The organism is Carnobacterium sp. TMP28 (assembly GCF_047553015.1).
Taxonomy (GTDB): domain Bacteria; phylum Bacillota; class Bacilli; order Lactobacillales; family Carnobacteriaceae; genus Carnobacterium_A.
The window spans coordinates 1,182,641-1,195,614 of sequence record NZ_CP180212.1; the positions used below are offsets into that span (position 1 = coordinate 1,182,641).

Here is a 12,974-nt window from a genome sequence, read left to right on the forward strand (position 1 = left end):
ATTTAATTATTTTTTAAACTAACAACTTCTTTAATTTTCCCAATAACTTGTTGAATATTTAAGCTAGTTGTATCCAATAAAACAGCATCTTCTGCTTTTGTTAAAGGAGACGTTTCTCTGTGAGAGTCTTTGTAGTCACGATCTGAAATTTCTTTTTTTAATTGGTCTAAAGGAGTGTCAATACCATTTAGTTTATTTTCTTTGTATCGTCTTTGAGCTCTTTCTTCAACACTTGCGATTAGAAAAATTTTCACTTCAGCTTGAGGTAAGACGGTGGTCCCTATGTCACGGCCATCCATGACGACTCCACCTTTATCTGCTATTTTTTGTTGTCTTTTTACTAATTCTTTTCTAACATGACTGTGTGCAGCCACTACAGAAACAGAATTTGTTACGTCAGGTTGACGAATAGCCTCTGTCACTTCTGTATTATTTAAGTAAACTTTTTGACTGTTTTCATTAGGTTCAAAGGAGATAGTACTTTCTTCTAATAAAACAATCAAAGCTTCTTCGTCTTCTAAATTTATTCCTCTTTGTAAAGCTTCATACGTTAATGCACGATACATTGCACCAGTGTCACAATAAACATAGCCTAGTTCATTTGCTAATAGTTTAGCTACCGTACTTTTTCCAGCAGAAGCTGGTCCATCAATCGCAATCATCATTTTATTTGTCATTCTCAAAACTACCTTCTTTCTATTTTCAAAACAAAAACCGTCCTAAGACGGTCTTTAGTTAATTAAAATATGCACTTTTATTTTATTTTTAATGTTGTCCCAACAGTTACACTATCATTCGTTAAACCATTTAATTCTTTTAATTGAGCAGTTGTCATTCCATTATTTAATGCAATTCGATAAAGATTATCTCCTGCAACAACGGTATAAGTCTTGGTGGTTTCTTCTACAATAGGCTCTGTTACTTCGGGTTCTGGAGTGACTGGAGTGACTGGAACAGCTGGAGCAACTGATTCTGCAACCACTGGCTTTTCTTCTACTGGTGCAGGCTGTTCAGGTGCTTTTTCACTACCTTCTTCTGTTGATACAGCTGTAGCCGGTTTTTCAGAAGCAGAATCTTTTTTTTCAGAACTGACCTTTTCTTCACTATTGCTACTTTTTGTAATGCTTACCTCATCTTCATTAGCTTTAAATCCTTCTTCATCATTACGCCCATTCAAAATAAACAGATAAGTAGCTGTTGGCAATATGATTAGCAACGCCAAGAAAATGATAAGAGACGTAACTACTGGAGAAATTCCCCCTTCAGCTTTTTTTCTAGCTCCTCTTAAAGAGTTATCTTTTTCATCTTCTTCATTATTCTTAAATTTACGTGACCAAACCTCATTGTCTTTATTATTTTCAGAATCTTTTTTAGACATAAAGTACTCCTCCTAAATATATTAGATTTTATTGTACCATAACTTAAAGAAGCTTGTCTTCTTTATTCCCGTAGTAAAAATAACTTTTCTATCTTTTCTTTCCAGCTTTGTGAGGTAGAAGAATGAGTTGGTTTTTCTTTCTCTTCTACTCTATCATAAAACTCTTGATTCAAGCCACAACTAGAACAACAAAAGAGTGGTTTCTTCTTTATTTTCTCATTAAAGTAATGAAGAAGAAAACTTCTTTTACAATCAGTTGTCTGACTATAGTTCACCATATACTCTAATTGACGATCTTTTTGACGTTCCCTACTCAGTATTTGAGATCTAGCTTGAGCAATCGGTGTCCCGGATGACAGATAATTTTCTAATAGCAGCAGTTGGGTTTCACTACAACTTCCTTCAGGTATTTTTTTATAACGATAAGCGTATTCTAACATTGCATTATTCGGTAAACTTTGTTCTTGTAGTCTTTTTTGCAGGAATTGATCGCCAGCTTCAAAAAGCAATACTGCGATACTCTGCTGTCCGTCTCGACCACACCTACCTACTTCTTGTAAATAAGACTCTACACTAGCAGGCATGTGATAATGAATGACAAATCGGATGTTTTCTTTATTAATTCCCATTCCAAAAGCACTCGTTGCACAGATAAGATCAATTTCATTTTGGATAAATTGTTGCTGTATTTTAATTTTATCTTCATTCATAATATCCGAATGGTAGCTCTCGACAGGATAATGTGTTTCTTCTTTTAACCATAAAGCTATTTGATCTGCTTTTTTCTTGCTTGAAAAATAAATAATACCAGGTTTAGCTAACTTTTTAATTTGATTCAATAATTGTTCATCTTTATCATGAAAACAACTAACTGTTGTTAAGGCGATATTAGGACGATCAACAGAGTACAACACTTGAATCGTTTTATCTTCTTCTAAAAATAAGGATGCTAAAATTTCTTCACGAACAACTTCCGTAGCTGTTGCTGTTAAAGCCATTGTTAAAGGATTATTTAATTCTTTACGGACCAGTCCTAATCCTAAGTATTCTAGCCTGAAGTCCATTCCCCATTGAGAAATACAGTGAGCTTCGTCAATAGCAAGCATGCTAATCTTTACTGTCTTAAGTTTAGCTAATACATAGTTTTGTTGCAACATCTCTGGTGATAAAAAAATAAATTTATAGTCAGTTAAATGTGACATAACCCATTTTCTTTCTTCACTACTCATTAAACTATTTAATGCAGTAACTCTCTTTTCTCCCATCCGCTTCATCTGATCAACTTGATCTTGCATCAATGATAGCAAAGGCGAAACAATCAAAACAATTCCATCTAAACAGTATCCAGTTATTTGATAGCAAATCGATTTACCTGTCCCTGTTGGCAACATCACTAGCGTATCTTTTCCATCTAAAGCGGCTAAGATAGCTTCTTCTTGCCCTTCGCGAAAATCAGTGTAACCATACTGATGAAGTAAAATATCTTTAATTTTTTCCTCATTCGTCACTATTTCGATTCCTTTCTATTTGAGCTAGACGGAACCATAAAAAAAGGACTTCCGGCTTTTTTTCAAGCATTTCTTGATATGTAAGAGCAGGCACTTCTTTTAGTAGTTGCTTGATTTCCTTAAATTTATCTACTGGTAAAATTGTCGATAAATCAAATAGAGGATCCATAATACTTATTTCAATAACGTGCTCATTAATTGTGCTTGGTTTCAATTGACGATGTTTTATCGTATCTTCAAGTGAATAGCCCGCTAATAAATAGTGTTTTGTTAAGAGTGCACTCTTTGTTGTCCCCTCATAAGTTTGTATCATCTCTTTATAAATCGAGGAAAACAAAGGTGTTTTTTCAGGATAATGGTCTATTATTTTCCCGATACAAGCTAGTGAATCAAGGATTATTAAATGAACCTCAATCGCTTCTTTTCTGTGTGCTTCGGCTAATTGTTTTTGAGTTTTGCCTGTCTTATTATGACCAGATAAATTATCTGCTAGGATTTCAGCATATAGTAGAGGCAGTTCACTCAGAATTAAAATCCATTCATTGCCAAAGGCTACTGCTAATTCTTGTTTATTCGCATTGTTATTTTTAAGCCACTGTTTGAGCCACTGTTGTTTTTCCCATTCTTTTTCAATTGGCGTATACTGTTTATTTTTATATCTAACCTCAGATAAAACTTGCGTAATCAATTGAATTGTACGCCAAAAATGTATCAGTGCAAGACCATCTTGAAGGTAATTTAACTGTTTAGGATAATGATGCTGATCAAAAAATAGAGTCCACTCTTTTTCTCCACTATTTGATAAGACAAACTCCTCTTTTTCTTTTGATTGTGAAAGGTAGTTCAAATGAACTAATTTATCTATACCTTTATTAAATTGACTACGTTTTAATTTTGGAAATAAAGCAAAAAAATAGGTTAAATCATATTTTTCAGCACCATAAAGGATGGAAGCTGTTTTTTTACCAGTAAGAATATGATAAATAGTAGATATTTTTTTTGACTGTTTTTTTGAAAATAGGGATAAATAAAAATAATCAAGATAAGATAAACTATTCAAAACAGCATAACCCCTTTCTAGTACTCTTTTAGTACACGTTTAATATACCAAAAAATAGCCAAAAATTCCTTAAAAATCTATTTAAAGTAAAGAAAAAAATGATTTCGTAAAAGATACGAAACCATTTTCTTATTATTTTTTTTCTAACGTTAGATAACGATCATCTGTTAGTTGGCTTACTTGATTTTTGATTATCCAAGGTTTCATTTTTTTGTACAAGGCAACAAAGACGGTACTAACAATGATCCCCTTAATTAAATTGAAAGGAACAACTCCATAAAAAACATACTTTTGTATAGGTCCAACACTAAAATTTAAGACTAAAAAGTAAAGTGGGATCAAAACATAAGCATTTAATAGAGACAAAACGGTAGTTAACGATACGGTACCTAATACGTTAGCTAAAATAACAGTCTTAGCCTTTTCAGCTTTTGCATTCATGATGTAGTAGATAGGTAAGGTATACGCTAAGGAAGCTATTAGGCTGGCTGTATCTCCTATTGGATAACCCGCATCTCCACCTGTTTGCACATAGTGAAGAATGGTACGAATGACTGCTACGGCTATTCCTGCTACTGGTCCATACAAAAACATACCTAACAAAACAGGAATATCACTAAAATCAATTTTTAAAAAAGTGACTCCTGGTATAATTGGGAAAGCGAAAAACATTAGTACGAATGCAACTGCAGCAAGCATAGAAACACCGACTAATTTTTTTGTGTTACGGGTTTGCATAAAAAATCCTCCTGAAAGGACTCATCAGCTTGAGCATTCTTGGGCTTACGAAAAAAATACTATAAAAAAATACGCTCATCTAATTTCTCTTCAGAAAAATTAAACAGAGCATACGAATAGTATCCTACTCAAATAAGCCCCATCTTCTTTATCCAGACTTTACTGTCGGTACTGGAATTAAACCAGTTCAACCAGAAATGCTATCTGGTTCGTGGACTATACCACCGGTCGGGAATTACACCCTGCCCCTGAAGACGAATCGTCTATTTTATTAGTACAAATTTGTACAAACTTAGTATAAGCTATTTTATTTTTATTTGCAAGCGTTACTTACTATTAGATAGTATCTTCGACATACGGAAAATGGATTCTAAAAGTTGTTCTTTCATTTAGCACACTTGAAGCCTCAATGTAACCACCATGTTCTTCAATTATACTCTTAACAATTGATAAGCCAATACCTGTTCCAACCTTATTGAAGACATCATTTACTCGAGACTTATCTGCTTTATAAAAGCGCTCAAATACATAAGGAATATCTTCTTCAGAAATACCTGGTCCGTTATCACTAACTTCCATCTGGACTTCGTCAATTATTTTATCAAGTTGGACTCGAATCATTACTTCTGCACCCTCTCGTTCCGTTGTTGATGTGTGGTGAATAGCATTATGAACAAGGTTAACAAAAACTTGGTTCATTTTATCGCCATCCATTGGATAAGTGCGAATTTCTGGATCAATTTCTAGCAATACTTCCACATGGTTTTTAGCAGCAAATCGCTTAAATAATGATAATATATTTTTGAAGAAATCTTCTAACAGAATATCATCAATGATTAAATCAATGTAACCTGCTTCCATACGAGATAAGTCAAGCATTTCATTGACAAGACGATTCATTCGTTTCGCTTCATCACTAATGATCATCGCCATTTCATGCTTTTCTTCATCCGTTTCTACAATATCATCAATAATCGCCTCACTATAGCCTTGAATCATGACTAAAGGCGTGCGTAATTCATGAGAAATATTGTTAATAAAGTCTACTCTCATTTTGTCTAAACGTCGTTCTTTTGTTAATTCTTTTAATGAAACCAAGACCCCACGAACATTTTTCATATCTCCATCAAATAAGGGAACCAAAGATAGTTGGAAATAGAAATCATTAATCATAAAGTCATCATAAACTTTTTCTGATTTTTCAACTACTTCATCTATTTTCTCTGCTAAAAAGTCTGGTAATTGATAAGTGTTCATATTTTCAAAAGCATCCCAATTACGCAGAAATTCTTCTCCTAATGGATTAGACATCAAAAGAGTTTTTTCTTGATTGTAATACAAAATTCCAGTTGAAATAGATGCAACAATATTTTCGAGTAGTTCTTTTTCTTGTCTTGTCGCTGCTCCTGTTGTCTCAAATGATTTTTTCATTTTATTCATTGCTAAAGCTAACTGTGATAATTCATCTTTGTAGTTTACTGATGCTTTTTGGTTAAAATCATTTTTTGCGTAGTCAAAAGCAATATCTCTCAATTGATTCAACGGCTCACCTAAAAATTTTTGTAAAAAATAAAAGAATAAAACAGCTAACAATCCATAAACAGCAAAGATACCTAAAATCCAACTATTCATTTTTTGTTCAGCTTTATTTAAAAAAGATAAATCTACAACCGAATAAAGAATCGCTTTTTTTCCCTCAATCATCATGTTCTTGACTCTGAAAATAAACAAACTATTTTTATTTTCAGAACGTATCTTATCGCTAATAACTTGAGTGTCTTTTTTATTCACAAAGGCCTTTTCTATACTCTCATCAGCTAACAATTTATCTTTATAACTTGAAAAAAATGTCCGTGATTCTTTAGAAAAATCTAAAACAGGTTCTCCTTCTATGTGAAGAGACATAAATAAATGAGAATCGTACGCTTTAAAATTATCCATACTTGCGATAGTAACATTTTGGTCATTTGCCAGCCGTTTTTCAATAGTTTCAATCATTTTTTCATAATCGGAAATATAGGTTAGTTGCATATTTTTTTGGTAAACGTGACCATATAGTTCTGTTGTAGCGATAAAACAAAACCCCAAAATTAATACGGTCATTAACCAAATGCGAATAGTTAAGTTATTTGATTTATTCATCGTTTACCCTACTTTTTTTCTTCAGAGTAAGAATTAAATTTATAGCCTAGTCCCCAGACGGTCACAATCATTTTTGCAGCTGCTTCCGATTGTTTGGTTAATTTTTCTCGCAACCGTTTAATATGCGTATCTACCGTTCTTAAATCCCCAAAAAATTCGTACTTCCAGACTTCTCTTAATAATTGTTCTCTTCCAAAAATTTGATTTGGAGATTGAACAAGATACAATAAAAGATCGTATTCTTTTGGAGTAAGGTTAACAGGACTGCCTTCAGCTAGTACACGGTGTGATTGATTATCAATTTCAATGTTAGTCGTAACAATTAATTCTGGATTTACTTGTTCTTGTTCTTTTTCAGTATGAGTCCTTTTTAATACCGCAGATACTCGTAAAACAACTTCTCTAGGACTGAAAGGTTTCACAATATAGTCATCTGCACCAGCTTCGAATCCTTGAATCCGATTCATTTCTTCTCCTTTTGCTGTCAACATCATGATTGGAGTATTTTTAAGTTCTCGCAATTTTTCAGCCACTTCAAGGCCATCCATTTTAGGCAACATAAGATCTAAAAGAATTAAATCATAGTCATTTTCTATTGCTAAATTTAATGCTTTTTCTCCGTCATCTGCTTCAGTGATCAGGTAATTTTCTTTTTCAAGATACATCTTTAATAAGCGTCGAATCCGTTCTTCATCATCAACAACCAATAAATTAAGTCTCTCATTTTCCAATGACACTGCACCTCCTATTTTTTTAGAAAAATTGTTCTCTATCTATTATAGTATACACATTTTCTAGTCTGTATACAGAGATATGGATTTGGATAAACACAAGTAAACCTCAGATAACAACTAGAGTGTCGTCTGAAGTTTACAGTTTAATTCAATTCTTTTTTATTTTCATTTGCCAGATTACGAAGTTGATTGACTTCAAAGGATTTAAGCTCGCGCCACTCCCCTGGGCGTAACCCATTTAAGTTTAATGTTCCATAAGTTTCTCTTTTAAGTTTTTGCACTGGATATCCAATCGCTCTGAACATTTTTTTAACTTGTTGGTTCTTACCTTCATGAATAGTCAATTCAACCATAGACATTTTTTTATCATTATCTGCTGACAGAATTTTTGCTTTCGCTGGAGATGTTTTCTTACCTTCAATTGTGATACCGTTCTCAAGCTTATTTAGTGAGCGTCTGTCTACCATACCTTCAACTTTAGCCACATACGTTTTGTCAATATGAAACTTAGGATGCATTAACATTTGTGAGAGCTCTCCATCATTTGTTAAAATAAGAGCGCCAGTTGTATCATAGTCTAAACGACCGACTGGGTAAATTCGCTGTTCAACATGAGTAAACAAATCTGTTACTACTCGTCTATCTTTGTCATCTGAAACAGCTGAGATCATTCCTCTTGGTTTATTTAACAAAAAATAAATTGGTTCTTCTCGGTCAATCGGTACACCATCAACTTCTACTTTATCCGAGTTGCCTACTTGAACACCTAATTCTGTAACAAGTTTTCCGTTCACTCTTACATGACCCTTAACAATTAGTTCTTCAGATTTTCTTCTAGAAGCTATTCCCGCATGTGCCATTACTTTTTGTAATCTTTCCATTGTCTTTAACTACCCCTTAACGTTTCATTTTTTATTTCGTGTCTTATGAAAATTGTTCGTTGAATCGTTCAAAGAATAAATCGGATTCTTTCTCTGAAAATTTTTCTTCCATTTCTGCTATTTCAGGTAATTTTGGCAATTCTGTTAATTTTTTCAAGCCAAAATAATCTAAAAAATAATGAGAGGTTCCATATAATATAGCACGTCCAGGACCTTCTACACGACCTTTTTCTTCAATCAGTCCTCTAATAACTAGTTTTTGTAATGAACCACTTGTTTGAACTCCACGTATTTCATCAATTTCCATGCGTGTCAACGGTTGCTTATAAGCGATAATCGCTAGCGTTTCAAGGGCTGCTTGTGACAAATTAGTCGATAGCGGTGAAACAGCATATCTTCTTATGATGTCAGCATACTCTTTTTTAGTCACTAGTTGATACTGTTCACCCGCTTCTAACAACGTTAATCCACGATTTTCAGACTGTTCACATTCTTTTTTTAATTCCATTAATAAACGATAAACATGCTGCGTCGAACAAGTCAAAAGAGCAGCTAGTTCACTTAACGCTAGCCCCTCATCTCCTGCTACAAAAAGCAGAGTTTCAATGGCTGCTGTTTCATTCATCCGTTAATCCCTCTCATTCTTACTTTTTGTTGAGTACACAAAAATTTCTCCATATTTTTTAGACTGTTTAAAAATAATAGCTTTCTCTTTAATTAATTCAAGCATCGCCATAAAAGTTGAAACCATCTCTTTTTTTGTTGGCTCGATAAATAGATTCGAAAATAATAGCCCTTCTTTTTGGGACGCAAGAGAAAGTTGACTTAAAATAAAGGCCATTTTCTCAGTAATGGTGGTTTCTTCTGCCATCACTCGAGTTTGGAGTGGCCGTTTACTTAAGCGTTTTGTTAACAATTTATTGAAAGCAACCACTAAATCATCGGTTGTTAATTCCATTGGTTCTAAGGAGATAGTTTGTTGGAGAAATTCAAGATTTTGTGGTTCCCTTGTGTAATAGTAATTTCGTTCTTCTTCTTTGTCTTTTAAGACAACTGCAGCTTTTTTATATTTTTGGTATTCTACTAATTGCTCCACTAGCGCATCACGCGGATCTTGTCCCTCTTCAAAAAAATCTAGTCCTTCATCATCTAGAATCATTTCTTGTTTGGGCAAAAGTAGTTTGCTTTTAATCGCCATTAAAGTCGCGGCCATGACTAAATAATCTCCAGCACTATCTAATTTTAAGACCTTCATCGATTTGATATAAACAAGGTATTGCGCAGTTACTTCAGCAATTGGAATGTCATAAATATCCAATTCCATTCGCTGAATTAAATGAAGCAATAGATCTAATGGGCCTTCAAAGGCGTCTATTTTTACATTAATTTCAGACATTGCTTATTCTTCTTCCTGGCTAGTATCCGTAACTATTAAGTCAAGTCTTTTATTTTTTTCTTGCTCCCACTTAATAATTAACTGAGCTGTTTCTAGTGTCCCGATAATTTTTTGATTAGAGAAATGATGATCAAGTGCCTCTAATATTTTATAACTGATGCCTTCATTACGAAAAGAAGGATTAATAGAAATATGACGCAATAAAACGAATTCGTCACCCAACTCAACACCTATTACAGCTATCATATCTTGTGTTTCTTCTCCACGCCATAAAAAAAGTTTGCGGTTTTCTTCTTGCTGATACCAGTCTAATTCAAATTTAAGTCGCTCAACTTCTTTAAAATCAGGTATAAATGACAATAGACCCATTGTGATTTTCTCATAATTATTTTTATAATCGAGTAACATCTTCTGTTTACCCCCCATAAAGATTTTATTCATGTAACAACCTTTTGCCTAGTTGTTTGATAACAATGAGTGCTCTAGTCTCATTAAGTCACTGTACGTTTCTCTTTGAATAGCTAAGAAATCAACACCATTTTCAACAAATATTACTGGAGGACGGGGAATGCGGTTATAATTACTAGCCATTGCATATCCGTAAGCTCCTGTACTAAAAACAGCTAAAATATCTTTTTTCTGTGGTTCAGGTAACGGCAAATCCCAAATTAACATATCTCCAGACTCACAACATTTACCAGCTATTGAATACAATTCACTTGCTTGATCCGTTGCGCGGTTAGCGAGAATGCCTGTATACTTCGCATGATACAATGCTGGTCTTATATTATCTGACATTCCTCCATCAATGGCTAGATAGTTTCGGACATCAGGTATTAATTTTTTTGAACCTGTTTCATAAAGAGTTATTCCTGCATCACCAACCAAGCTACGACCAGGCTCAATCCAGATTTCAGGCATTGTTAGCCCTAATGCATGCGTTACATTTTCAACTTCTGTAATAATCGATTCGATATATTCATCAATCGATAAAGGTTTGTCTTCAACGGTATATTGAATACCAAACCCTCCGCCAACGTTTAAGACACTTAAATCAAAACCGAATTCATCTTTCCAATTTTTTGAATAAGTCAGCATTTTGTTGATAGCCAGATTAAATCCCTCTAATTCAAAAATTTGTGATCCAATATGGCTATGCAAACCGATTACATCAATGTAAGGCATTTGACTTGCTAAAGAAGCCGCTTGTTTAGCTTGACCATTTTCAAGATCAAAGCCAAATTTAGAATCATTTTGCCCAGTAGAAATGTAATCGTGTGTATGTGCTTCTACACCAGGTGTCACTCGAATCAAAATTTTCATTCGTTGTTTGCGTTCCGAAGTGAACTGGTTTAGTCGATCTAATTCATAAAAATTATCTACTACAAAGCAACCCACTTGATAATCCAATCCAGCTATCATTTCATCATCTGATTTATTATTGCCATGAAAATGGATTTTTTCGCTAGGGTACTCCGCTTTAATGGCCGTGTACAATTCACCACCTGAAACAACATCTAACGATAACCCTTCTTTTGCCATTAGTTGATAGATTGCAAGACAAGAAAAAGCTTTACTTGCATAAGCAACCTGAGCTTTTACTTGTCTTTTTGCAAAAACAGCTTTGAACGCTCTGGCTTTTTGCTTCACCGCTTCTATATCATAAATATAGGATGGTGTACCGTATTTATTAACCAACTCGATTGTATCTATTCCACCAACTTCAAGGTGGTTTTTTTCATTTATTTTCATTGTGCCTGTTAATAAGCGCTCGTCCATTAAAGGTCCTCATTTCAACTTTATCCGATTTTTTTCTTTCCCTACCATAACATAAAAAAAGCTTTTTCTCAACGTAACAAAAGTGTCAACGACTCAATCCGCTAGCCTTTGTACACATTTTAAGAAATGATTTCCAAAAAAATAATACTTCCTTCATTACAAAAAAGGTCTCCTTATTTTCTGATAGTTATCGGAGTCTTAAACGAATGTTGTGGTTTGCATCTTTATTTAATCAATAAGTATCAGGAAAACATATCCTTTCTTCCTGCTAGGTGAAATTTTGTACTACTTTACAGTAGAGACGTTTCTTTACTCTCTCAAGTTTAGTGAAGGCCCGCTACTGACTGAGATCAATCTCTAAACAGGGTTGCTGGTGTTTTAGAAAGAAAACTACCCAGAGTCTTCTTTTCAATGATTTCTCTCTTTTATTTTCAAAAAATAAAAATCGTTTGTTTGCTTGAACATTACTTCAAGCAAACAAACGATTTTCTACTTAAGAATTGATTTATATTAAATCGCTTCTAAAATAGTTTTAATGAATAATTTAAAAGTCTTTTTAACACGTTGGGTTGTTTCTACAACTTCTTCATGGTTAAGAGATTCTTGCATTCCAGCTGCAAGATTTGTAATACAAGAAATACCAATTGTTTTCAATGATGCATGTTTAGCTACAATAATTTCAGGAACGGTAGACATCCCAACGGCATCTGCTCCTAATAAACGAGCCATTCTAATTTCAGCAGGTGTTTCATAAGTTGGGCCAGAAAATCCCATATAAACCCCTTCTTTTAAATCTAAACTCATATTTGATGCAACTTGCTTAACTATTTTTTGATAATCTTTATCGTAAGGCTCACTCATATCAGTAAAACGAACGCCTAATGCTTCATCGTTTGGTCCCATTAATGGATTAGCACCCGTATAGTTAATCTGATCGGTAATCATCATTAATTCCCCTTGTGTGAAGGTTTTGTTTACTCCACCCGCAGCATTTGTGACAATTAAAGAATGCACACCTAATGCTTTCATCACTCTAACAGGAAAGGTTACTTCTTCTAAGCTATACCCTTCGTAGTAATGAAAACGACCTTGCATTGCTAAAACTAGTTTTCCACCTAATGTACCATAAACCAATTGACCAGCGTGACCTACAACAGTAGATACTGGAAAATGGGGAATATCATTGTACGCAATGATTACTGGGTTTTCAATTTCGTCTGCCAATTCACCTAGTCCTGAACCTAAAATTAAGCCAACCTCAAGTTGCTTAACCCCTTTTTTGTTAATGTATTCTGCTGCACTTTTAATTTTTTCTTGTAATGTTAAAGTCATGAGTGTTCTCCTTCTTATAGCCTGTT

General features: G+C 33.9%; 13 protein-coding genes and 1 riboswitch. All 13 genes read right to left on the reverse strand.

Annotated elements, in window-relative coordinates:
* Positions 1–2: 2 nt before the first annotated feature.
* The 13 genes from cmk to ACMHYH_RS05780 all read right to left on the reverse strand — a co-directional run bounded on the left by cmk (position 3) and on the right by ACMHYH_RS05780 (position 12,948).
* Positions 3–677: a (d)CMP kinase gene (gene cmk, locus ACMHYH_RS05720; RefSeq protein ID WP_414838462.1), complete on the reverse strand. Its 675-nt coding sequence runs from the start codon at positions 675–677 to the stop codon at positions 3–5.
* Positions 678–754: 77 nt separating this feature from the next.
* Positions 755–1,378, reverse strand: coding sequence for a LysM peptidoglycan-binding domain-containing protein (locus ACMHYH_RS05725; protein ID WP_414838463.1), 624 nt, complete (start codon positions 1,376–1,378; stop codon positions 755–757).
* Between the two features lie 62 nt (positions 1,379–1,440).
* The gene (locus ACMHYH_RS05730; protein ID WP_414838464.1) at positions 1,441–2,886 is read right to left on the reverse strand and encodes a RecQ family ATP-dependent DNA helicase; all 1,446 of its coding nucleotides are present in this window, start codon (positions 2,884–2,886) and stop codon (positions 1,441–1,443) included.
* On the reverse strand, positions 2,876–3,946 hold the full coding sequence (locus ACMHYH_RS05735) for a helix-turn-helix domain-containing protein (RefSeq protein ID WP_414838465.1): 1,071 nt from the start codon (positions 3,944–3,946) through the stop codon (positions 2,876–2,878). The genes ACMHYH_RS05730 and ACMHYH_RS05735 overlap by 11 nt, the downstream gene beginning before the upstream one ends.
* A 132-nt stretch (positions 3,947–4,078) precedes the next feature.
* Positions 4,079–4,684 carry an ECF transporter S component gene (locus ACMHYH_RS05740; RefSeq protein WP_414838466.1) on the reverse strand — a complete coding sequence of 202 codons (606 nt, stop codon included), beginning with the start codon at positions 4,682–4,684 and terminating at the stop codon, positions 4,079–4,081.
* Between the two features lie 137 nt (positions 4,685–4,821).
* Positions 4,822–4,944, reverse strand: a riboswitch (FMN riboswitch).
* Positions 4,945–5,020: 76 nt separating this feature from the next.
* Positions 5,021–6,826: an ATP-binding protein gene (locus ACMHYH_RS05745; RefSeq protein ID WP_414838467.1), complete on the reverse strand. Its 1,806-nt coding sequence runs from the start codon at positions 6,824–6,826 to the stop codon at positions 5,021–5,023.
* Positions 6,827–6,834: 8 nt separating this feature from the next.
* Positions 6,835–7,557, reverse strand: a complete 723-nt coding sequence (locus ACMHYH_RS05750) for a response regulator transcription factor (protein ID WP_414838468.1) — start codon at positions 7,555–7,557, stop codon at positions 6,835–6,837.
* Positions 7,558–7,703: 146 nt separating this feature from the next.
* The gene (locus tag ACMHYH_RS05755) at positions 7,704–8,441 is read right to left on the reverse strand and encodes a pseudouridine synthase (protein ID WP_414838469.1); all 738 of its coding nucleotides are present in this window, start codon (positions 8,439–8,441) and stop codon (positions 7,704–7,706) included.
* A gap of 43 nt (positions 8,442–8,484) precedes the next feature.
* A complete protein-coding gene (gene scpB / locus ACMHYH_RS05760; RefSeq protein ID WP_414838470.1) occupies positions 8,485–9,066 on the reverse strand; it encodes an SMC-Scp complex subunit ScpB in 582 nt (193 codons plus the stop codon).
* A 3-nt stretch (positions 9,067–9,069) separates the two neighbouring features.
* Positions 9,070–9,837 (reverse strand): segregation/condensation protein A, encoded by a 768-nt coding sequence (locus tag ACMHYH_RS05765; protein ID WP_414838471.1) that lies wholly within the window; start codon positions 9,835–9,837, stop codon positions 9,070–9,072.
* A 3-nt stretch (positions 9,838–9,840) separates the two neighbouring features.
* Positions 9,841–10,245 (reverse strand): N-acetyltransferase, encoded by a 405-nt coding sequence (locus ACMHYH_RS05770; protein WP_414838472.1) that lies wholly within the window; start codon positions 10,243–10,245, stop codon positions 9,841–9,843.
* A 48-nt stretch (positions 10,246–10,293) separates the two neighbouring features.
* Positions 10,294–11,616, reverse strand: coding sequence for a diaminopimelate decarboxylase (gene lysA, locus ACMHYH_RS05775; RefSeq protein ID WP_414838473.1), 1,323 nt, complete (start codon positions 11,614–11,616; stop codon positions 10,294–10,296).
* A 510-nt stretch (positions 11,617–12,126) separates the two neighbouring features.
* Entirely contained in the window at positions 12,127–12,948 is an 822-nt protein-coding gene (locus tag ACMHYH_RS05780; protein WP_414838474.1) for a purine-nucleoside phosphorylase, read from the reverse strand.
* Positions 12,949–12,974 lie beyond the last annotated feature (26 nt).